Source organism: Hephaestia caeni (assembly GCF_003550065.1).
GTDB classification, from domain to species: domain Bacteria; phylum Pseudomonadota; class Alphaproteobacteria; order Sphingomonadales; family Sphingomonadaceae; genus Sphingomonas; species Sphingomonas caeni_A.
Genome location: NZ_QXDC01000002.1, coordinates 1,564,996 through 1,588,547 on the forward strand (window position 1 = coordinate 1,564,996; position 23,552 = coordinate 1,588,547).

The following is a 23,552-nucleotide window of genomic DNA, read 5'->3' on the forward strand; positions in this document are numbered from 1 at the left end:
ATCGATGCCGCGGCGGGGGTTTATCGCAGCGTGCGATACGCTTTTCGTCTACTCCCCCTTGACGTTCGGGTTGACGGGTGACAATTGGCCTGTCAATTTATTCACACTGCTCTTACCAATTTTTTCGGGTGCGTGGATAGCGCTACCCTCGAAGGAACATTCGTGACTCTCTCGGGCAAGGTGCCGTCGTCGTTTCCCGCCGTTCGTATCCATCCGAGGGACAATGTCGTCACCGCGTCGCGGCGAATTGCCGCCGGCGAAGCGATCGGCGACGGCGTGACGGCGGAAACCGCCGTCCCGATGGGCCACAAGATCGCGGCGGTCGCGATCGGGGCCGGCATGCCCGTCCTCAAATACGGTCAGGTGATCGGCGCCGCGACGCGCGATATCGCAAGAGGTGCCCACGTCCATGTTCATAATATGGAGATGTGCGACGTTCGCGCGGAGATCGCGGTGAATGCCGCCCCCGTACCGACCAACACGGCGGCGGAACGACACTTTCGAGGCTACCGCCGGCCAAACGGCACGGTGGGGGTCCGCAATTATGTCGGCGTCCTCACCTCGGTCAATTGCGCTGGAACGGCGGCGCGGCTGATCGCCGAGGCCGCCGAGAAGACCGGCCTGCTCGCCGATTATCCCGGCATCGACGGCATCGTGCCGATTTCCCACGGCACCGGATGCGGGCTCTCCGACAAGGGCGAAGGTTTCGACATCCTGCGGCGGACGCTCTGGGGCACGGCGGCCAACCCCAATTTCGGCGCCGTGCTGCTCGTCGGGCTCGGATGCGAAGTCGTGCAATCGGCCCAGCTCGCCGCCGATTTCGGCCTGCGGGGGCGCGACGACTTCCAGACCTTCACGATCCAGGACGTCGGCGGTACGCGCAAGGCGGTCGAACGCGGCCTCGACGCGCTGCGCGAGTTGCTCCCCGTCGCGGCGGCCGCGCGACGCACCGAATGCCCGGCGTCCGAATTGCGGCTCGGCCTTCAGTGCGGCGGTTCGGACGCATGGTCCGGGCTCACCGCCAACCCGGCGCTCGGCAACGCCGTAGACCGGCTCGTCGCGCTCGGCGGAACGGCGATCCTCTCGGAAACGCCCGAGATTTTCGGGGCCGATCATCTGCTCGCCGCGCGCGCGGTGCATCCCGATGTCGCCCGGCGGCTGGCGGCCCGCCTCGCCTGGTGGGAAGAATATACCACGCTGCATGGGGCGCAGATGAACAGCAACCCGTCGCCCGGCAACCTCGCAGGCGGCCTCACCACGATCCTCGAAAAGTCGCTGGGCGCGGTCGCGAAGGCAGGTACGTCGCCGCTCGTCGACGTCATCGAATATGCCGAGCCGTTGCGTCGCAACGGGCTTGTCTTCATGGACAGCCCCGGCTTCGATCCGTGTTCAGCGACGGGCCAGGTCGCGAGCGGCGCAACGCTGATCGCGTTCACCACCGGGCGCGGATCGGCGTTCGGCTTCAAGCCGTCGCCGTCGATCAAACTGTCGTCCAACACCCCGCTTTACGAGCGCATGACCGACGACATCGACATCGACTGCGGCGGGATCATGACGGGCCGGACAACGATCGAGGACAAGGGAAAAGACATTCTCGATCTGCTGCTCGACGTCGCCTCGGGAACCCGCACCAAGAGCGAGGAACTCGGCTATGGCGGCATCGAATTCGTCCCGTGGCAGATCGGCGCGGTGATGTAGGTGATTGTCCGCCGGCGTCACCGGCGAACGTCGAGCCCCCCGCGCAGGAACGCGTCGATATCATTCTGGTCGAAATAGCTCGCGTCGCCGGGAAGCGAATGTTTCAGCGCGGCAAGCGCAAGGCCCGTCTGCGCCGCAACCTTGATGTCGCCGTCGCTCGTCAGCAAGCCGTGCAGAACGCCTGCCGCGAAGGCATCCCCTGCCCCGATCCGGTCGACGATATTCGAAAGCACGACCTCGGGGGTCTGGAACTGCTGGGCTGCCGTATCGATGCGCGCGGCAAGCCGATGGCAATCGGTATCGACGATGTGCCGCGCCGTCGATGCGATCGCCAGAAGATTGGGAAAGGCGGTAAAGGCGGCCTCGGCGGCTTCCCGGCGTCGGTCCGGCCCATCTCCTTTGAAATCGCGATCGAGAAGCAGCGCGACATCGCGATGATTACCGAACAGGATGTCCGCCATCCCGACCAACTCCCTCAGGATCGTCCGAGGATCGCTGTCCCAGGCGCTCCACAACTGCGCGCGGTAATTGCCGTCGAAGCTGACGACGATATCTCTTTCCTTCGCGGCCCGCACACCGGCAAGCGCAAGCGCGGCCGAACGCGCGCCGAGCGCCGGCGTAATCCCCGACAGGTGGAGATGCGTTACGCCGTCGAGCGCGCCGTCCCAGTCGATATCGTCGGCATCCGCGAGCGCGAACACACTGTCGCCGCGATCGTAAACGATCTCGGACGCGCGCAAACCGGCGCCGGGCGTCAGAAAATAGAGCCCCATGCGTCCGGTCGCGCGCGTGACATGGCGGCAATCGACGCCTGCACCGCGCAGAACGCCGATCGCCAGATCTCCCAGCGCGCTGTCGGGGACGCGGCCGATCATCCTCGCGTCATGCGACAGTCTGGCGAGCCCGATCGCGACATTCGCCTCGGCGCCCCCGACGTGAAGGTCGAGGGCGCGTGTTTGCTTGAGCAACTGGCGGCCCGGCGGCGACAGCCGCACGAGCAGTTCGCCGAGAAAAGCGAGGCGCGCGGCGGGCCGCTGCGCGCCGGGCACGATCATCGCCCCGCCAAGGACGCCCGGAACGATCACAATTGTACGCGATCGAGGCGCGGCGACAAGAGGTGGACCGCGGCAAGCGCCAGGAAATAGGCACAGGCGGCCACCGCAAACAGAACCGTATAATTGTCGGGATTGGCATCGAGAACCCAGCCGGTTCCCTTCGCCATCACCATGCCGCCGATGGCCCCCATCGTGCCGCCGATGCCGACGACCGATCCCACGGCGCCGCGCGGAAACGTATCCGAGGGGAGCGCGTAGAGGTTCGCTGAGAACGCCTGGTGCGCCGCCGTGGCCAGGCCGATCACCAATACCGCCAGCCAGACATTGTCGATGCTCTGGGCGAAGAAGATCGGCACGACCGCACAGGCACAGATGAACATCGTCATCTTCCGTGCGAAATTGGCGGTTCGCCCTGCCTTCATCAGTCGCGACGACAGCCACCCGCCGGCAACCGATCCGACATCGGAAAGCAGATAGATCGCGGCCAGCGGCAAGCCGAAGGTGAGCAGGTTCAGATCATAGCGCTCGAGCAGATAGCCCGGCAGCCAGAACAGGAAGAACCACCAGATCGGGTCGATGAAGAACTTGCCGAGCGCGAAGGCCCAGGTTTCGCGGCGGGTAAAGACCGCACCATAGCCCATCGGCGTAACGGGATCGGCGGGGTCCTGTTCGATCCAGGCGAGTTCTTCGCCGCTCACCTTCTTGTGCTCGCGGGGGCTGCGATACATGACCAGCCAGAACCCGAGCCAGATGAACGCGAGCGCCCCGGTCACGACGAAGGCCGTCCGCCAGCCCCAGGCCACCACCATCAGCGGCACAACAAGCGGCGTCACGACCGCGCCGATATTCGCGCCGGCGTTGAAGATGCCGATCGCCAGCGCGCGCTCCTTCGCGGGGAACCATTCGGTCACCGCCTTGATGCCCGCGGGGAAGTTGCCCGATTCGCCGATGCCCAGCCCGAAGCGGGCAAGCGCGAACTGCATCGTCGTATGCGCGCCGCCGTGCGCGATATGCGCGAGCTGCCAGATCACGAACGCGATCGCATAGCCCAGCCGCGCGCCGATGGCATCGACGACCTTGCCGAAACCGATATAGCCGATGGCGTAGGCGAACTGGAACCAGACGATGACGCTGGCATAATCCGCCTCGGACCAGTGGAGATCCTCCATCAGCGTCGGCTTCAGGACACCGATCATCTGCCGGTCGATATAGTTGATCACGGTCGCGGCGAAGAGCAACGCAACGATGCCCCAGCGATAGCGCCCTGCCCGCTTCACGGCGGACTGAATATGCTGCTCCCGTTCCATACCTCTCCCCGATTTCATTATTTTCGGATCGCGCATCGTGTCGCGACGTGCTTCTCGTTCGGCCCTTGGCTACACAATTGCCAGCGCTGGCACAAGGGACTATAGGGACCGCCCATTGAGCCCTGTCCGGCTGATCGATGGAGAGATGGATGCCCGAACTGTCCCTGAACCCCGACCGGTTGTTCCCGGCCGACTCATCGACCCGGGCGCTCGCGCGATCGCTGTACGAATCGATTGTCGATCTGCCGATCATCTCGCCGCATGGGCATACCGACCCCGCGTGGTTCGCCACCGACGCGGCATGGGACAATGCGACCGAACTGCTGCTCGCGCCGGACCATTATATTTTCCGCATGCTCTACAGCCAGGGCATCGATCTCGACGCGCTGCGCGTGCCGCGGCGCGACGGTGTGCCGGCAACCGATCCGCGCGCAGCGTGGCGGCTGTTCGCGAGCAATTACCATCTGTTCCGCGGCACCCCATCGCGGATGTGGCTGGATCATGTCTTCGCCGACGTCTTCGGCTGCGACCGGCTGCTCGATGCCGCGACCGCCGATGATTATTACGATCGTATCAATGCGGCGCTGGCGACCCCTGATTTCCGCCCCCGCGCGCTGTTCGACCGCTTCCGGATCGCATTCCTCGCGACCACCGAAGGCGCCGACGATCCGCTCGACCATCACGCCGCGATCCGCCGCTCGGGCTGGAAGGGGCGCGTCGTCACCACCTATCGCCCCGATTCGGTGATCGACGTCGAGCACGAAGCCTTCGCCGGCGCGCTCGCGACATTTGGCACGCTGACCGGCGAGGATGTGTCGAGTTGGAAGGGCTATCTCGCCGCCCACCGCAAGCGCCGCGCCGATTTCCGTGCCGCCGGGGCAACGGCGACCGATCACGGCTTCGCCACGGCGCAGACGGCCAACCTGACGCCGACCGAGTCCGAGGCGCTGTTCGGCCGCATCATCGCGGGCACCTGGTCGCCCGCGGATGCCGAACTCTTCCGCGCCCAGATGCTGACCGAGATGGCGAAAATGAGCGTCGACGACGGCATGACGATGCAGATTCATCCCGGCGCCAGCCGCAATCACAACGCGGCGCTGTTCCACAGCCACGGCCGCGACAAGGGCGCCGACATCCCGATGCGCACCGATTACGTGCAGGCGCTCAAACCCCTGCTCGACGTCGTCGGCAACGAACCCGGCCTGACCGTGATCCTCTTCACCCTCGACGAAAGCACCTATACGCGCGAGCTTGCCCCGCTCGCCGGCCATTATCCGTGTCTGCGGCTCGGCCCGCCGTGGTGGTTCCACGACAGCCCCGAAGGCATGCGCCGCTTCCGCGAGATGACCACCGAGACCGCCGGATTCTACAACACCGTCGGCTTCAACGACGATACGCGTGCCTTCCTGTCGATCCCAGCGCGCCACGACGTCGCGCGCCGCGTCGATTGCGCCTTTCTCGCCCGCCTCGTCGGCGAGGGCCGGCTGACCGATTGGGAAGCAGCCGATCTCGCGCATGAACTCACCGACGGTCTCGTCCGCAAAGCCTATAAGCTCGATGCCCCGCTGAGCGCGCCGGAGGCCGCATGACGCGCTTGTCCAACGCGACGCTCGATCGCGTGCCGCCTGCCGTCGCCCGGCCGGGTTATGACCGGGCAGCGATGGTGCCTGGCGTGGTCCACTTCGGCCCCGGCGCCTTTCACCGCGCGCATCAGGCCGCGGCGTTCGACACGCTGCTCGGTGACGATCCGCGCTGGGGCATCACCGGGGTCAGCCTCAATTCGCACGGCGTTGCCGACGCGCTGAACCCGCAGGACGGACTCTACACGCTCGCGCTGCGCGAGGCGGAGACCGATTATCGCATCATCGGCTCGATCGCCCGCGTCCTGACCGGCGGCGAGCGTGCGGCGATTCTGGCCGCCCTCGCCGCCCCCGCGACGCGCATTTTCAGCACGACGGTGACCGAGAAAGGCTATTGCCTCGGCGCCGACGGCACGCTCGATATGGATCACCCCGCCATCGCCGCGGACCTGATCCACCCCCGCGAGCCGCGATCAGCGATCGGCTGGCTCGTCGCCGGCCTTGCGGCACGGCGGCACGCGGGGTTGCCCGGCGTCACCATCCTGTCGTGCGACAATCTCGCCGACAACGGCCGCAAGGTCGGCGCCGCGGTGCGCGCCTTTGCGCAAGCGACCGACCCCGATACCGCGCGATGGATCGAGCAGGAGGTTCGCTTCCCCAACGCGATGGTCGATTCGATCACCCCGGCGACCGACGACGCGCTCCGCGCGAGCACCATCGCGGCGATCGGCATGGAGGACACCTGGCCGATCCAGCGCGAACGCTTCACCCAATGGGTGATCGAGGACGATTTTGTCGGCGAACGCCCCGAACTCGACCGCGCGGGCGTCACTTTCACGCGCGACGTTCATGGATATGAGGCCGCCAAGCTCCGCCTGCTCAACGGCGCGCATTCGACGCTCGCCTATCTCGGGCTGGGTCTCGACCACGCGACGGTCGCCGACGCGATGGCGGATGCCGGGCTTGCCGCCTTCATCGAACGGCTGATGCGCGAGGATATCGCGCCGTCGCTCTCGCCGCCGTCCGGGTTCGACGTCCCCGCCTATATCGCCGACATTCTCGCCCGCTTCGCCAACCCGGCGATCGAGCACAAGTTGTCGCAGATCGCCTGGGATGGGTCGCAAAAGCTGCCGTATCGTATCCTCGACACGCTGCGCGACGCGCGCGCCGCCGGCCGCCCGATCGATCGCCTGACGATTTCCGTCGCCGCGTGGCTGCGCTTCATCGAGCACGCAGCCGCGACCGGACAGCGCATCACCGATCCGCTCGCCGATCGCTTGCTCGCGCATGGCGGCGACTGGCGCGCGATCCTCGCCATGCCCGAGATTTTCGCTGATCTGTCGGCGGACGCTTCCTTCATTGACGCCGTCGGCCGGGCACGGGCCGCGCTCGCCGACCCGCGGGGCTTCGCCTGATCAACCCTGTGGAGGCGGCGCGGTGGAGCCGCCCTCGACAATGGTGAGCACGGCGCCGAGATCGGCCGGCTCGGTCACGCCTTCGATCAGGTCGAGCAGGCACCGCGTCGTTTTTTGCGCCATCTCGCCGAGCGGACGATTGACGGTGGTCAGCGCGGGCGTGAGCATCTCGGCGATCATGCTGCCGTCGAAACCGACGACCGACAGCATGTCCGGCACGGATATCCCGCGCGCGACGGCAGCCTTGAGCACAGCGGCGGCCATGATGTCGTTCGCGGCGAAGATCGCCGTCGGCCGCGGCTCGACTGCGAGCAATCGTTCCGCCGCCGCATAGCCCGACTCGAAATCATAATTGCCCTCGTCTTCCCCGCTAAGCGACAGGCCGCGTTCGGCCAACGCTGCGATAAATCCCGCACGCCGTTCGGACGCCGAAAAGAAGACGGTCGGTCCGTTGATCGTGGCGATATGCCGATGCCCGAGGTCGACGAGGTAATGCGCGACCTCGGCGGCGATACGGCGCTCGTCGGAAACCAGGATGGCCGAAAAACCCTCGATCGGCACCGACGAGATCGCAACGGCGGGGACGCCTTCTTTATGGAGCGCCGCGCCCATGCCGACCACACCGGAGACCGGCGACAAGACGACGACACCATCGACTCGCGACCGCCGCACGAAATCGAGCACGTCCTCGACCGATCCGTCCGCACCGGCAGGCGCGGGATGAACGACGAGTTCATACCCTCGCCCCGACGCTTCGGCGACGACGCCCCGCTGGACGGCATCGAGCACCAGCGCATTGCGGTCGTTATGGACGACACCGATGAGATAGGATCGCCCGGTGGCGAGCCCCCGCGCCCGCGGGCTCGGCTTGAATTCCAGATGCGCGATCGCCGCTTCGATGCGCGCGCGCGTTTCCCGATTGACCTTGGGGCTCTTGTTGAGGACGCGCGAGACGGTCCGGATCGAAACCCCCGCTTCGTTCGCGACGTCATGGATGGTGACCCCGGCTCCCGCCCGGTCGCGCGGCAAATATCCCATAGCGCGATGTGCTACCCGGATCGCCTTGCGCGTCAAGCGACGCCACACCGAACGGCGCCGCCCCCCGACATTGGGGGCGCTATGGCTTGCGGCTACTGACCTCCTTCAGCCAGTCGTTGTACGCGCGATCGAGCCGAGCGACGATCTCGGGATGCGCCGCCGCAAGGTCGTGCGTTTCCGTCCGGTCGGTCGCGATGTTGTACAATTCCCATGTGCCGTCTTCGGCCTCGCCTTGCGGGACGATCGACACCAGCTTCCAGTCGCCGTCGCGAACCGATCGGCTCCAGCGCCAGCGGTTGAAGATCGGGCGCGGTCGCGAAACCGTTGGGCTGCCTTCCAACAGCGGCACCAGGCTGATGCCGGGAAGCGGCGCCGCGCGTCCCGTGGCATCGGCGGTCGGGATATACGACAGGCCCGCCAGATCGAGCAGCGTCGGATGAATGTCGATCAGGTTCGACAGCGCCTCGACCCGGCGATTCTTCGATCCGAGCGCGCGCGGCCAATGCACGATCAGCGGTGAGGCGGTCCCGCCTTGATAGCTGTCGTTCTTATAATAGCGGAAGGGCGTGTTCGACACCTCGGCCCAGTCGGGTCCAAGGCTCGCCCACCGCCCTACCGACCCGATGGGATTGTCGGCGCCGATCTCCCGCCCCGTCTTGCCTTTGGTCACCAGTTCGGCCGAGCTGCCGTTATCCGACATGAAAAGGATCAGCGTGTCGTCGAGCGTCCCGTTCGCTTCGAGGAACGCGACGATGCGTCCCACCTGTTCGTCGAGCCGGTGGATCATCGCGGCATAGATTTCCATGCGCGCGGTCTGATCGGCCTTTTCGGCGGCCGTCATCTTGTTCCAGTCGCGATAGACGGCGGTGGGGCGCGGATAGCGATCGTCGACCAGCTTCAGACGCCGAAGATTGGCCCAGCGCTTGTCCGCGATACGCGCATAGCCGCCGTCGAACTTTCCGCGATAGGGTGCCCGCGCCTCATCGGGCGCTTGCAGCGGATCGTGCGGCGCGGTGTACGCGAGATAAAGCAGATAGGGCGCCTTGTCGGCCGTCGCCTCGCGAAGATAGTCGATCGTCCAGTCGGTAAAGGCGTCGGTCGTATAGAAGTTCGGATCATCAGGCGTGTAGCCCTTGGCGCACTTCCCCTCGAAGCACCAAACCCGGCCGTCCTTTTCCTTGCGTGCGGGCTCCGGCTCGCCCGGGCGGGCCTTCGTGCCCGGATTGAAATAATTCCCCGCGCCGTCGCGCAGCCCGACATAATGATCGAACCCGCGCTCGATCGGGTTTTCGCTGCCGTGATGCTTGCCGACCATATAGGTGTGATAGCCCGCGCGCCGGAGCGATTCGGCAAAGGTGGTGCCGCCTATCATCCGGGTGTTCGAGCTTTTATCCTTGCCCACCTGCTGCGGGTAGAGCCCGGTCATCAGCGACGCGCGCGAGGGGAAGCATTTGGACGTATTGGTGAACTGCGTGAATTGCAGGCCCTCACGCGCCAACCGATCGAGGTTCGGCGTCGCGATTTCCGATCCATAGGCGCCGAGATCCGACCAGCCCATGTCGTCGGCCAGAATGAGGATGATGTTGGGCTTGCTTCCCGTGAGGTCGTGCAAAGGCCGTGTATCGCCCGAAGGCGACGTATCGGCCGCCATTGCCGGGCCATGCCGGTCGACGCAGCCCGAAACCGCCATCAGCAAGGCGATCGACAGAAAGGCGGCACTTCGCTTCATCGACGGACTCCGATCAATGTGGATTCGGACAACAGGTCTGGCCAGTTAGATAACTTGGGTCATACTGAATCAATTCCCCGAGCGCAAATGATGCGCGCTGATCCAATATCAAAAACCTGACACTTCCGGCATTTTTCTTGCGAAATCAGTGCAAGAGGCACCGAAAAGGCGCCCACGCCCCACAGGGACGCCTACCTCGCTCCCGGCCAAATAACATTCGGCCATCGGTTGATTCCGTCGATATCCGCTGATACTGGTCAGGCCAATAAGGGAGGGGCAGGATGGATATCCAACGTCGAAAATTGCTCAAGGGCGCTGTCGGTACGGCCACAGCCGCGACATTGGCGGGCTGCGCGGGGATCGAGAGCAGCGGCAGTTCGATCCGCAAGCCGAATTTTCTGTTTCTCTCGCTCGACGATTGCAACGATTGGCTCGGCTTTCTCGGCGGAAATCCGGATACGCGAACGCCCAACCTCGACAAGCTGGCGGCGCGCAGCACCATTTTCGATCGTGCCTATTGCTCGGCGCCCGGCTGCAATCAGTCTCGCGCCTCGTTGATGACCGGCCGCAATCCGGCCTCTACCGGCGTCTACGGCAACCGCCAGCCGTTCCGCATGTCGCCCTTGGCCAAGGATGCGCTTACCCTGCCCCAGCTTCTCAAGGCGAACGGCTATTATACCGAGGGCGCGGGCAAGATTTTCCACAACAAGTTTCCCGACCCGCCGTCGTGGGATAATTTCTTCCCCGATCGCGACACCCAATTCCTGCCGCGGGTGCCGCCGCCGCGCGAAACCACCGGCCCGCGCGACGCCAAGGGCAAGATTCTCGGCGAGCTGGAATGGGGCAGCTATCAAGGCAAGCTCGATCGCACGCGCGATTGGGTGAGCATCGCCCATACGCGCGCGGCCTTCGCCCGGGGGCTGCAAGAACCCTTCTTCTTCGCTTGCGGCATCAATCTTCCGCATGTCCCCTGGTTCGTGCCCGCCAAATATATGGAGATGTTCGCCCCCGATCGGATCACGCTGCCGCAGGTTCTCGACGGCGATGAGGATGATCTGCCGGCGCTGGGCAAGAAGGCCTTCAACCGTATGCGCGTGCCGAACAAGGCGCTGCACGACCAACACCTCGTGCGCGAGGCGGTTGCCGCCTATCTCGCCAGCATCGCCAGCGTCGACGTGATGGTTGGGCATGTGCTCGAAGCGCTCGCGGCCAGCCCCTATGCCGACAACACGGTCATCGTCGTCTGGAGCGATCACGGATATCATCTGGGCGAAAAGACCAACTGGTCCAAATTCACGCTGTGGGAAGAGGCGACACGTGTGCCTTTCCTGATCCACGATCCGCGTCGCCCGGCGGCGCGCGTCGCGGCCCCGGTGAGCCTCGTCGATATCTATCCCACCATCGCGGCTATGGCCGGCGTCGCGCCGCCGCCGGGGCTCGACGGTCGCTCGCTGGTGCCGCTCCTCGACACCCCCGCGCTCGACTGGAACGATCCGGTCATCACGACCAATTATCGCGCCAATCACGGCGTTCGGGATCGTGACTGGCGGTACATCCGCTATTCGGACGGCGGCGAAGAACTCTACGACCATCGGGGGGATCCGATGGAATGGCGCAACCTCGCCAACGATCCCCAATACCGGTCGATCATCGAACGCCTGGCGCAGAAACTGCCGGCCTTCGACGCGCCGGATGCCCCCGAAGTTGAATGGCCGGAGGACAATCCGGCGCTCATCGCCGCGCTGGAAGCGGAATAGGAGATATCGACAGTGAAAAAGGCAATATTGGCGATCGGCTGCGCGCTTGTCGCCCTCGCTCCGGCAACGCTCAACGCGGCACCCGCCACGCAGGCGAAGGCCGTCGCGCAACCGGCCGCGGATCGTGACGCGGCGGTGCGCCAGGCCGTCCGCGAGATGGCCGATTATGCACAGAAAATCCTGTTGCAGGAAAACGGCCAGGGCCGGGCCGATTACAATTATGTCGTCAGCGAATGGTACGAATACGAACCGCAATGGCATACGGGCCAGCTCATCTGGGCGCTCGTGTCGGCAGGCCAGTATCTGGAGGATCCTTCGTTGATCGCCTCGGCACGGCATGCCGGCGACTGGTGGATTTCACGCGAGTTCAAGGCCCCTCATCCCTTTGCGGGGCTGGTGAATGCCTATCACGGCGATCGGCTGCATCACCTCATCAACTGGACGACGATCTCGGACGGCACGCCCGGGCTGTTCGTCCTGTCCGAGGCCACCGGCGACCGCCGCTATGCGGACACGGCGACGCGCTCGGGGCGCTGGCTATGGGATCACACGCGCGTTCCCAAAACCGTCAAAGGGGGCGAAGGGCTTTTCTACAATCTGTTCGATCCCGAACGCGGCGTGATCCTGACCGATTGGAACGCGCACAAACAGGGCGTCGTCTACGACGCCAAGGAAGCCGCGCGCGTCGGCACGCCGCCGATCAACGAACTCGCCCGGCCCAATATCGAGGGTTTCCTGTTCGCCGACATGTGCCAGCACACGGGCGACAAAACCTGGTGCAAGCGCTTCATCGAGCAGGCCGATTTTGCGATTTCCAAACAATATCCCAACGGACTGTGGATGGATTTCGAACCCAATGACCTCAAGACGGGCAAGGTTCACCCCCGCTTCAACATCTGGAACGCGGAAGCGCTGGTGAAGGCCTTCGACCTGACGGGCGATCGCAAATATCTGGAGGCCGCGGCCAAGACGGCCCGCTTCCACCGCGACACCTCCGCCAGCGACGGCACGATCTACTACACCACCCGAACCGACGGCAGCGCCGATCGCGATTCGGTGACCGGATCGGGCGTCGCCTTCAACGGCACCCTGATGCTGCTGCTGAAGGAGCGCGGATACACGGAGTTCGACAAAGCGATCGAGCGTGCGGCGACCTGGATCATCAAGAACCGCTTCAGCGCCAAACACCCCGATCCCAATCTGGCCGGCGCGGTGATCGATACACGCTATAAGGTCAAAAGCGGCACGACCCGCCTTCTCAATCGCGACGTCGGGACAACCTTCGGCCTCCGCTTCCTGGTCGACTATGCCCGCGATCGACAGAAGGCCGGGAAATAGGCCGCGAGCCGAGATCGGACACCGAAGATCGGATAACGGCGCGTCTTCGATGGGACGCGCCGTTCGTTCGCCCGGAGAATTTCAAACGAAGATTATCGCTTCAACGTCCCCCCGCAACGCCCGCAGGTAATGGCCGCCCGATTTCCTAAAGCGAATCCGTACCCGCATAGCGGCTGCGCTGCTCGGCCATGCGATCCTTTACCTGCTGAATCGTCTCGGTCTCGGTCGCATCGAGAAGATAGTCGAGCACCCTGTTCAAATGGGCACGCATCGCCGCGCGCGCCTTGGCGGGTTCGTGCTGCTTGAGCGCGTCGACGATCGCCCGATGCTCGCTCACCACCGGCACACGGCCCTTATCCCGAGACTTCTCGAAAGTCCGCACGCATTGCGGCGATCGGCTACGAATGGTCCACAGGAGATCGACCACCGCAGCCATCGCGCTGTTGCGCGTGCACCGGGCAAGCGCGGCATGGAAACGCTGATCGACGCGTTCCCCGGCCTCCGCGCCCGCCGTATTGGAGGCCTCCATCTCGTCGAGGAGCGCTTCCAGTTCCTCGATGTCCGCGTCGGTGACGTTGACGGCGGCAAGTGCCGCCACTTCGCCTTCGATCAACAGCCGGGATTCGGTCAGTTCGAACGCCCCGATATCCATGGCGACCTTCGCGGAGCGTGGCGATTGGCTGACCACGTACACGCCGGAGCCGACGCGCACCTCGACCAGGCCGTCGATTTCGAGCGCGATGATCGCTTCGCGGATCGTCGGGCGGCTCACGCCGAAGTCGGCGGCGAGATCACGTTCCGCCGGCAGGCGTGATCCGACCTCATACTGCCCGATCGCAATCGAAAGCGCGATCTTCTCCGCGGCGAATTGGTAAAGCCGGCCACTCTTGGGCGGAGGCGACATAGATCGGGTCTCTCTCATCAAAAGGATCACTCAAGGGCTAGTGATGCGCACCAAATTGGTCAATCAAGCTGTCCTTGGCCGTATTGCCCGCCACGTCAACCATACCACTTTCATCAACTATCACAGACGATCAAAATGTCGGTGCCGTCGTCCGGTCCGCTCGATCCAACAGGCTCTCGCGGGCCGGACGACGGCGCGCGCCTTAGAAGCGAACGCGAACGCCGCCCTGATAGGTCGCACCATATTGCTCGTTGCGCCCAACGATATTCCCGGTCAGCGCCATATTGCCCCCGCGGAAGAAGCGGCGGTCGCCCGCATTGGTGATGTTGAGCGCGTCGAAGTAGAACTGGATATCCTTCGTCACGTTGACGCGTGCGCTGATATCGAACTGCGTCCGCTTGTCTTCCAGAAGGTCGCCGGCCATGTCGTTGGCATCGCGCAACCGCCCTTCGTTCAGCACGCGCAGCCGCGATCCCTGATAGACGGCGGCACCGCGAAGCGAGAACAGGTCGTTTTCATAGCCGACCGACAGGTTGCCGATCATGTTCGACTGATCGGGGAACGGAAACGTGCGATCGACGAGCGGCGCGGTTGCCTCACTATCGGCAAGCGTCACGTTTCCTTCGACGTAAAAACCATCAAGCGGCTTCGGAAGAAAGCGAAATGCCTGATAGAAACTGAATTCGACGCCGTAAATCTTGGCCTTGTCGCCGTTGACGAAGGTGTTGAAACGATCGACGCCGAAACCCGTCGCCGTGCCGTCGTCGGGCAGATAGCCAAAGGCTTGCACATCCGCGCCAGCGACACCGACCGGGAAGATGAAGTTCTTGATCTTCTTGTAGAAGCCCGAAACCGACAGGACCGTGTTGCGTGACGGATACCAGGCCACCGACGCGTCGAAATTCTGCGACGTCAACGGATCGAGCGTCGGATCGCGCAGCGAATCGCCCTCGGTCACGAATTGCGGTTTCCCGCCTGCCGCCACGGCCGCGGCGATGGCCGCCTCGGCTTGGGCGACGCTCGTGAGCGTCCCGCCATAGGTCGTGGCGATCACATCGGAGATCAATTCTTCTTCGAGGCCCTTCTCGTTGGTGACAAACTGCTGGACCGCCGCGGCTTCTCGGAATTCGGGCCGCTTCAACCCTTCCGAATACGACAGTCGCACCACCAGATTATAGAGCGGCTCCCACTTGAGATTTACGCTGGGAAAGAATTCCAGGTAATCGTTGCCGCCCTGAAAAGGCACCACGGGCACGACCGGCAAGCGCGATTGGCGAAACACATCGATCTCGGCCTGGGAGACGCCCCCTGCGGTCAACGCATCGACGATCGCCGTCGTCGCGACATCGTTGTAGACGAGGTCCCGGACACGCGAGCCCCAACTCGAGAAATCGCTCGCCTCCATTCGGACACCGGCGATGACCTGCAAATTCGCTGCCGGCCGGACGGTGAACTGCGAATACCCGGCAAGGATTTCCTCCTTGCCCGTATAGTCGTCGCTCACCGATGCCAGAACCGAGGAATTGCCGATTTCGGATCCGAGGATCGTCCCGCCTGCACGAAGCTCGCTGAGCTTCGCTTCAACCTCACTCCTTGGCGGGTCGAACAAGATCGGAAGATCGCTCATGGAGAGCGTGGGATCGAGCCTGGAGAAGTCGCCGAGGCTCTCCCCCGGCGTTACCGCAATCTCATTGCGGTCGAAATTGAATTCCCTCGTCCTGTTACGATATTTGGCGCCGATCTTGACCGCCGCATCGTTGCCGAACATCGAGAATTTACGCTCTATATCGTAATAGAGCACCCAGTTCTTATCGACGGAATTCTGGAATCGTTCATTGATCCGGTCACTGACAAGCGTGTAGCTCTCGGGGAGCAACGGGTCGACCTTGCTCGCGCTCTGGCGCCCCAGAGCGGTGTTGATCCCGTACCGGTCCATGTGATCGTAGAACAGGCGAACGTCGTCCGCGCGATAGCGCAGCTCCATTTCCGCCATATCTTCCTTGTTCCGCGCGTAATAGCCGCCATACGTCACCGTCCAGTCGCCGGCCTCGGTCTTGCCGTCGAAGCCCAGCGTATAAACGGTGTTCGAAAAATCCGTCGGCCGCATGCGCCGCTCGGTGCGCGAGTCGATGAGTTCGCCGAAATCGGGGCCCATCTCGATAATTTCGGCCTTCTCGGAACGCTCCATGATATACGTCTGGCGATTGGCATACCGGTCGGTATCCGCCTGCGAATAAGTGCCGCGGAACTCGAGGACCGTATCCCCGAATTCGAATTCGAGCGCGCCGTTGACGGACAAGCGGTCGGTATTCCGCGTTTCGCCCCGGAAATCATATTGCTGCGGGCGAAGGAAACATTCGACGACCTTGGATCCGGTGCAATCGTCTACGATCACATAGCGGGGATCGGCGAGTGACCGATCGTTCGCAACAAACTCCAGCCCATCGTCCACTCGCACATCGTCGGTGAAGGTCTTGCGCTGTGACCAGGTGACGCTCCCCGCAAGACCGATGCGGTTGCCGCTGGGGAGGTTGAAGATCTTCGTGAAATCACCGCTGACTTTGGGATTCCAGCTTTCCCGCTTTTCATCATAGGCGACTTCCGCCCGGCCACCGACGCTGTCCTTGCCACGCCGGAATGCCGAATTGGTCTTGAGATTGATCGAGCCGGCGATCGCATCCGCATCCTGCTCCGGCGTCAGTGCCTTCGTCACCTCGATCTGCGACAGATTGTCTGCCGAGAAAAAGTCGAGGTTCGTGGAATTGATATCGGGGTCGGTCGTGCCAAGCCGGGCACCATCCACGGTGACGGTCGCAAACTCGGTCGGAAGGCCGCGGATCGACACCTGCTGGCCTTCGCCGTTCTGGCGGTTGATCGACAAGCCGGGAATACGCTGCAGCGATTCGGCGACGGTCGGATCGCCGAACTGGCCGATATCGTCGGCGGTGACGATGCTCTTCAGAACGTCGGAATTGCGCTCGAGATCCGCCGCCGCCTCGATCGAACCACGGCGGCCGGTCACCACGATCGCATTCTCGCCGTCCACATCGGCGGCTTGCTGTCCATCGGCGGCGGATGTTTGCGCCGCTGCCGGTACAGCGAGCGCAAAGAGCGGCAATGCGGACACCGAAACCAGAAGTGCTCCAACTTTCCCACGAACCATCGTTTCCTCCCCTTTTTCCCAATCTGGTAAGGCCAATCTAAGGCGGCCTGTCTAACCCTTTTATGATAATGTTGGACCGAATGCAAACATTTGGTCAACACCCCTCGGCGCGGACCACATGGTATCGATATCGCGGTCTATTTACCTGAAATCTCGAATTGGCTTGGCCGATTCTCAGGGAATATCGCGGGCCGGTCACCGGGCGACAGCGCCCTCGGGCATCTGCGTCACCATCTCGCTCGCGCCGTAGCCGTATCGAATCGCCCGGGTTTCGATCGCCCCCCTCTCGATCGGTTCGAAAGGCCCGGTGTACAGCGACCACACCCCTGCCCCGGCATCGCCGCGCCAGCGATATTCGATCGACGCTCCCGGCGTCGCCGACCGCAGCCTGATCCGCCCATCCGCATCCCGTGAAATCCGTGCGGGCGCTGTCTGCGGCTGGATTCCGCCGGGCCACATCGACAGCATCATGGCGCGCTCGTCCATCGCGCTCAGGTCGGGCGTTCTGCGCAGCCACTCGTCCAGTGCCCCGCGTAGGCGATGCAACGCGGCCGCATGGCGCGCCTCCCCGGCCAGGTTCACCGTTTCGAACGGATCCGCGACCACGTCATATAACTCCTCGGGCGGCCGCGGGGCGGCGAAGAGCGCGCGCTGTACCGCGGTCAGCGTTCCCCGTTCGCGCGCGGCCCACAGATCGCGCATCGTGGGCATGACATCCCGATAGGCCAGCGGGCGGAAATAGGGCTCGTTCGGCACGTAATTGCGGATGTATTTGTATCGCGCGTCGCGCGCCGCCTTCTGGCGATCGAAGACATTGATCATGCGATCGGCGGCCGCGAAGATATAATCGCGCTTCGGGCCGTCTCCCAGAAAATCCCGGCCCTGGAGATAGGCCGGCAGCGGCGCCCGCGCCAGGGCGAGCAGCGTGGGCGCAAAATCCACGAAACTGATCAACTGGCGGTCTTCGTCCCCCGCTTTTCGGTGATCGGGCCAGCGAATGATCAGGGGGACGTGAATACCGCTGTCGTAGATCGATCGCTTTGCGCGCGGCAGCCCGTCGCCGTTGTCGGCGGTCCAGATGACGATGGTGTCATCCGCCAGTCCGTCGGCGTCGAGTTGCGCCAGTATCGCGCCGACCATCCCATCCATCGCGTGGATATTGTCATAGTGGCGCGCGATATCGCGGCGGGTCGCGGGCGTATCGGCCAGCCACGGAGGAACCATCACTGCCGCGGGATCGGTGCGGCTGGGGTAACGGGCATGGTTCTTCCTGTTGCGCACGATCACCTTCGCCTCGCCGGCGTTCCGCGGCTCGAGGTCGCCCGGCCAGATGTAGCTCTCATGCGTCTGCATCAGCGTGATCATCTGGAAAAAGGGCTTGTCGCGCGGAACGTCACGCCAGCGGGCACCCTCCGCCGACCGATCCCAGACCGAAAAGGGCTCGCCGAACTGATAGTCGGTTTTGGTGTCGTTGAGCGTCGTGTAGCCCGCGCGACGAAGCAGCTCCGGGAACGCCTTCACCTCGGCTGGCGGCACCGCTTCGTAGGCGAAGGCCGCGCCGTTGGGCTTTCCCCCCTTGTTGGTCCGCATGTGCTGCGTCCCGAGGGTCTGCTGATGCACCCCCGTGATCAGCGAGGAACGGCTCGGCGAGCAGACGCCCGAGGTCGTGAAGGCATTGGGATAGCGAACGCCCTCCGCCGCCAGCCGATCGATGTTCGGCGTGTCGGCGAGCGTGTCGCCAAAGGCACCGACCCGGAGATTCATGTCTTCGGCAACGATCAGCAGGATATTGGGCCGCCGGTCGACAGGCGCCGCCGGCCGCTGCGCCGACATGGTCGGCGCGCACCCGCACAGCAGCGCCAACGCTGCGGCCGCCCCCGGCAGCGCATGACTCATTTTGGTCAGTCCACTTCGCGACAAAAAATGCCCAACAGAATCAAATTTTCTCCCCTCACCTTCTTGATACCCCGGTGCGACGGGAAGGATTTTGGCTAAAATTAGCGGTAATTTGCGCTTTTCCATCATGGGTTGCCAATCAAAAACTGGTCAGATATGCCGTCATACAACTATCGACAAAAGACCCGATCGACAATCGGCAAATGGGAGGGCTCCATCACATGGGGGAAGCACCGCGCAAGCTTATGCTCGCCATCGCGACGCTCTGCGTCATGGCTGGCCCTGCGGCCTTCGGACGGCCTCAAGCCGCAGACCCTGCGACGATTGCGCAGGCCATCGGCGACCGCATCGTCGCCGACACGGTGTTTCACCTCGAGGTTCAGCCGGCGAACGGCCTGCAACAGGGCTTCTACCCGCTCGCTGCCGAGCCGGGCGACGCGCATAATTTCGTCCTGTTCGCCGCCGACATCGATTGTCGCGCACATTGTGCCGAAGCGCCTGTCGACCTGCGCTACGCCGCTTCGCCCGGCGACTTGCGCATCCTCGTCGACGGACGCGAGATTTTCCGCACCCGGATCGTCGACCCGATCGACGTGCGCGAGCGCGATTACAATGTCGTCGACGTGCCGATCGCGAAGCGCGATTTTCTGGCGTCCGGGCCGTCGCGCCTGGTGATCATGTTCCGGCCGGAGCACGACGACGGCTTCGTCCTTCCCGGTCTGACCTTCGGCAATGGCATAGGCGCGCAGGACAAGGTGACGCTTCGCCCCGCGGGATTGACCGGAAGCCTCGACAAATCGGTTCGTTTCCTGCGGACGCGCATCGCCAGCGAAAGCGAATTGCCGGCCGCGCTGGCCGACCTCGATGCCAGGGCGTCGGCCGGCGCCGGTGCGGCGAACCGCTGGCGCCCGGTCAGGCGCGTCGATCGCCTCCAGAATGCCGATCCGCTGGCCATCTCCGACTGGCGCTATTTCAGTGGCGCGATCCAGTCGGCGATGCTCGAGACGGCCGATCGGTTCGACCGTCCCGACTTCGAAAACTATGTCGCCCGGCACGTCGCCTTCTTCCTCGACAATATCGAAATCGTGCGCGCCGAACGCGCGGCGAAGCACCAGCTCGACGGCCCGTTCGCCCATTATTTCCGCTTCGCCCTGCTCGATGATGTCGGGCCGCAGGCCACCGCGATGATCGAATGGAACGCGCGCTTGCCGGAACGATCGCGCGTCGCGCGGATCGACGCGCTGATCGCCCCCGCGATCGACGCGATCCTGGGTGTGCCGCGTCTCGCGGACGGCACGATGGCGCGGCTGACGCCGTCGCGTCACACAATCTGGGCCGACGATCTTTATATGGGCGCGGCATCGCTTGTGCGGATCGGCACCCTCATGCACCGCCCCGACCTGCTCGACGAAGCCGCGCGACAGGCGCTGCTTTTCGACAGGCACCTGCGCGACGATCGAAGCGGGCTCTATTTTCATGGATGGTTTGAAACCACGGCAAGCCCCTCGTCGAGCAAATGGGCGCGCGCCAACGGCTGGACGATGCTCGCCAAGCTCCAGATCCTGAAAGCCCTGCCCGCCGACCATCCGGATCGTCCCGCGCTCCAGCGCGCGTTTGCCGCGCACGCAAGCGCGCTGAAGGCGGCTCAATCCCCCGATGGCCGGTGGCACCAGGTGCTCGACAACCAGGACACCTACCTCGAGACCTCCGCGACCGCGATGTTCGTGGCCGCGATGGCCGAAGGCGTGACGCGCCGCTGGCTCGACGCTGCCACATTCGATCCCGTGATCGCCCGCGGCTGGGCGGCGGTTGCGAAGCAGGTGCGGCCCGACGGTCGTGTCGAGGGAATCGTCGTGGGAACGCCGATCCTGTCGAACGACGACGAGTATAACGCACAGAAAATCAGGCTGAACGATCCCAGGGGGCTGGCGGCGATGTTGTTCGCCAGCATTGCCGTTGCCGATTGGCAGGCGTTTCGGGCGGCCGAGGGACGAGGAACCAAATGACATCTCGCTTCAAACGCATGGTGCGGCGCAGCCCGCATCTGACGCTGGCGCTCACCCTCGCGATTGCCTGCCCCGCCCCTGCTTTCGCGCAAGACGTGCTCGCGCTCGATTTCGGCCCCGTCGCCTCGAACCGGAGCGGCATGCACAACGTGGGGTTGGATGGTTCCCCAGCCGCCGGCGCGACCTGGATCGTGCGTCCCACCACCCAGAACGTCCACAAGGCCGTGGAACGAAGCCGCGACGCGGTGACGATCGACAGCGTCGGCGGCGACGAGCTGGCGCTCCGCGTTGCCGCACCCGCCAAATTCGCCCACATCGCCTTCTTTACCGAAGCCGGCACGCAGGACAGTAGCGAGCTGCTCCTGTCGATCGACGGCACGAAGCGGGATCTGGGATGGCTCGCCTTCGATGCGTCGAACGAACCGCGCACCAACCCCCGGCCCGAGGTCAGGCTCTTCTCGACGACCATCGAGACGACGGGCGACCATATCGACCTGCGCTGGTCCAACCCGGCCGATCCCGTTCTTCTGGGCTGGCTGCAAGTCACGCCGCTGGCCGCGCCGAGGATCGCCGACGCGCGATTGCTCCGGTTGCTGGCACACGCCGGCGACACCGACAGGATGGAGCCGCTCGCGGGGATTCGGGAACAGCTCGGGCAAGCGACGCCGACTTTGGCGGGCGAGGCCGCGGTCGTCGATTTCTGGCTCGACACCATGATCAAGGCCGATCGCTATTTCGAGGAATATCGCGGCTGGACCTGGGCGGACCAGAAGACCGGCCTGTCGATGTTCGGCCGCTATCCGCAGGCGATCATGTGGCTCGACGGCCTGATCGCGGACCCGATGTTCCGCGCCACGCCACTTTATCCGCGCGCGCTCCTCCAGCGCGCACGGCTCCAATATTGGATGTGGATGGAAGGGTCTGACAGGGGCGGCATACCCGCGGCGTCCGTTCGCGACTGGAAAGCGCTCGCGGCAATGGGCGTCCGCCCCGATCTGACGCCCATGTATCTGGGCGAAAAGGTTCCCCACGCCAGCCCATGCGATATGCTGACCAATGCCCGGGAAAGCCCCCTTTGGGCCGTCCGGCAGCGCGAAGCGCTGTGCCGGCTCGACGAACTGCTCGGCTGGTGGGTGACCGAACGCCAGGCGGAAAACGGTGAGCTCGGCGGCAAATGGGGTGACGATGTCGAAATGCTGCGCTGGTGGCAGATCCCGCTGCTCGCCGGCAGCAAGCAGGCGTGGCAGGGCTGGACGCGCGTTGCCGAGGGCGTCTGGGCGAGCGATCTCGTCGCCGACGGCTATCATCGTCGAATCTCCGACGTCGAGCACGCCGCGGAGCCGATCTCGGATACGATGCTGATCTACGCGCTTTCGGGCGAGCCTGAACGGCTTGCCCGTCTTGAACCTTCGGCGCGCCAGTTCGCCCGATCGTGGACGGGGCAGGTCGGCAAGAACGAGCGGCGCTTCCACAGCGCCTGGTTCGGAACCGAGGGCGTCGACGATCGCCCGCCGCGCGACCGCGACGTGCCGATGAACGCGCGCGCGGTGAAGGCAGTCCGCTTCTACGCCAACACCACCGGCGATGCGGCCACCAAGCGCGCGCTGCTCGATTGGTCACGCATGTGGGCAAAGGCCACGCTGTCGATCGACAAGGGCAAGCCGGCCGGCGTGGTGCCGCCGTCGATCCGCTTCGCCGATGGCAAGATCAACGGCGACGAGCCCAATTGGTATCAGGCGAATATGTTCTGGCGCTATTTCGAATGGAGTGGCGACGCCCAGATCTACGATCAGTTGCTGTTCGCCTCGCAAATCGGCAACGATCCCGCATTGCGCGCGCCGCTTATCGAAGCGTTCGATCTCGCCGCGCGCTATGGAAGGGAGACCGATGCCGATGCGGCGACGGGCTCCGCTCCCTGGGCGGCACGCGCGCTGTTCGACGACGAATCGTTTCACGCCATCTGGGGACAATGGCGTCTGCTGACGGGGGACAGCCGCTACGACACCCTGCTCAAGCAGGTCACGTCGAGCCAGTATCTGCGGTTCCGCCTTACCGGGGACGATACCGTGCTCGCGACGGCGGGACAGGGGATCATCGATCGGTTGAAGATCAACTGGCCGCTGCTGACGAGCGAGGTTCTGTTCACTGACCGCGTCTACGCCTCGACCCGCCGGGGCCACGCCGATTATACCGACATGATCGCGATGATGACCGGCGCCATGACGACCGACTCCCCTTATTATCACGTCACCTGGCACGATCGCAGCGGCGATCTCGCCTATCTCGTCCGCGACGCGCAGCCGGACATCCTCCGGGTGGATATCGCGTCGTTCGCGCCCAACGCGTCGGTGACCGCCAAATTCTGGCAGCTCGCCGACGGGGCCTATTGCCTGGCGGTTCGCGATCCGTCGGGCCGGTCGACGCTGGAGACGCTCGCGGTATCGCACCGCGGGCAGGAACACGGCTTCGAATTGCCCGCTGCCGGCGTCTACCATATCGACGTGTCCCCGGCCGACACGACAGGCCGCTGCTCCGCCACGTAAGCGGCCGGGGCGCCGGAGGCCTGCCCCTAGAGCCTGATGACTTTACGCCGAGCCGCATTCTAAAAGCCGTTCGTGCTGAGCCTGTCGAAGCACCGTTCTATTCTTTGGCCTATCGAAAGGAGA

General features: G+C 64.3%; 14 protein-coding genes. 7 read left to right on the forward strand and 7 right to left on the reverse strand.

The window, feature by feature from the left end:
- Window positions 1-162: 162 nt before the first annotated feature.
- Window positions 163-1,698: a UxaA family hydrolase gene (locus DFR49_RS07310; RefSeq protein WP_119035340.1), complete on the forward strand. Its 1,536-nt coding sequence runs from the start codon at window positions 163-165 to the stop codon at window positions 1,696-1,698.
- A 17-nt stretch (window positions 1,699-1,715) separates the two neighbouring features.
- Here DFR49_RS07310 and DFR49_RS07315 read toward each other — a convergent pair whose 3' ends face one another.
- On the reverse strand, window positions 1,716-2,753 hold the full coding sequence (locus DFR49_RS07315) for a sugar kinase (RefSeq protein WP_119035341.1): 1,038 nt from the start codon (window positions 2,751-2,753) through the stop codon (window positions 1,716-1,718).
- 26 nt (window positions 2,754-2,779) lie between these two features.
- Window positions 2,780-4,060 carry an MFS transporter gene (locus DFR49_RS07320; protein ID WP_119034962.1) on the reverse strand — a complete coding sequence of 427 codons (1,281 nt, stop codon included), beginning with the start codon at window positions 4,058-4,060 and terminating at the stop codon, window positions 2,780-2,782.
- Window positions 4,061-4,209: 149 nt separating this feature from the next.
- Here DFR49_RS07320 and uxaC point away from each other — a divergent pair, with 149 nt between their 5' ends.
- Window positions 4,210-5,649: a glucuronate isomerase gene (gene uxaC, locus DFR49_RS07325; protein WP_119034963.1), complete on the forward strand. Its 1,440-nt coding sequence runs from the start codon at window positions 4,210-4,212 to the stop codon at window positions 5,647-5,649.
- Window positions 5,646-7,055 carry a mannitol dehydrogenase family protein gene (locus DFR49_RS07330; protein WP_119034964.1) on the forward strand — a complete coding sequence of 470 codons (1,410 nt, stop codon included), beginning with the start codon at window positions 5,646-5,648 and terminating at the stop codon, window positions 7,053-7,055. The genes uxaC and DFR49_RS07330 overlap by 4 nt, the downstream gene beginning before the upstream one ends.
- Here DFR49_RS07330 and DFR49_RS07335 read toward each other — a convergent pair whose 3' ends face one another.
- A complete protein-coding gene (locus DFR49_RS07335; RefSeq protein WP_119034965.1) occupies window positions 7,056-8,093 on the reverse strand; it encodes a LacI family DNA-binding transcriptional regulator in 1,038 nt (345 codons plus the stop codon). It abuts the gene before it with no gap.
- A gap of 79 nt (window positions 8,094-8,172) precedes the next feature.
- On the reverse strand, window positions 8,173-9,822 hold the full coding sequence (locus DFR49_RS07340) for an arylsulfatase (RefSeq protein WP_119034966.1): 1,650 nt from the start codon (window positions 9,820-9,822) through the stop codon (window positions 8,173-8,175).
- 281 nt (window positions 9,823-10,103) lie between these two features.
- Here DFR49_RS07340 and DFR49_RS07345 point away from each other — a divergent pair, with 281 nt between their 5' ends.
- Window positions 10,104-11,579: a sulfatase gene (locus DFR49_RS07345; RefSeq protein WP_119034967.1), complete on the forward strand. Its 1,476-nt coding sequence runs from the start codon at window positions 10,104-10,106 to the stop codon at window positions 11,577-11,579.
- A gap of 12 nt (window positions 11,580-11,591) precedes the next feature.
- Window positions 11,592-12,917, forward strand: coding sequence for a hypothetical protein (locus tag DFR49_RS07350; RefSeq protein WP_147373664.1), 1,326 nt, complete (start codon window positions 11,592-11,594; stop codon window positions 12,915-12,917).
- Between the two features lie 145 nt (window positions 12,918-13,062).
- Here the strand turns inward: DFR49_RS07350 and DFR49_RS07355 are convergent, their stop codons facing one another.
- The 3 genes from DFR49_RS07355 to DFR49_RS07365 all read right to left on the reverse strand — a co-directional run bounded on the left by DFR49_RS07355 (window position 13,063) and on the right by DFR49_RS07365 (window position 18,880).
- Window positions 13,063-13,821: a FadR/GntR family transcriptional regulator gene (locus tag DFR49_RS07355; protein ID WP_119034969.1), complete on the reverse strand. Its 759-nt coding sequence runs from the start codon at window positions 13,819-13,821 to the stop codon at window positions 13,063-13,065.
- Between the two features lie 202 nt (window positions 13,822-14,023).
- The gene (locus DFR49_RS07360; protein ID WP_119034970.1) at window positions 14,024-16,984 is read right to left on the reverse strand and encodes a TonB-dependent receptor; all 2,961 of its coding nucleotides are present in this window, start codon (window positions 16,982-16,984) and stop codon (window positions 14,024-14,026) included.
- Between the two features lie 195 nt (window positions 16,985-17,179).
- Entirely contained in the window at window positions 17,180-18,880 is a 1,701-nt protein-coding gene (locus DFR49_RS07365) for a sulfatase family protein (protein ID WP_170150951.1), read from the reverse strand.
- 221 nt (window positions 18,881-19,101) lie between these two features.
- Between DFR49_RS07365 and DFR49_RS07370 the strand changes: the two genes are divergently transcribed.
- Both DFR49_RS07370 and DFR49_RS07375 read left to right on the forward strand, forming a co-directional pair.
- The gene (locus tag DFR49_RS07370) at window positions 19,102-20,886 is read left to right on the forward strand and encodes a glycoside hydrolase family 88/105 protein (protein ID WP_170150952.1); all 1,785 of its coding nucleotides are present in this window, start codon (window positions 19,102-19,104) and stop codon (window positions 20,884-20,886) included.
- Complete coding sequence (locus DFR49_RS07375; protein ID WP_147373665.1) at window positions 20,883-23,429, forward strand: hypothetical protein; 2,547 nt, start codon at window positions 20,883-20,885, stop codon at window positions 23,427-23,429. The genes DFR49_RS07370 and DFR49_RS07375 overlap by 4 nt, the downstream gene beginning before the upstream one ends.
- Window positions 23,430-23,552 lie beyond the last annotated feature (123 nt).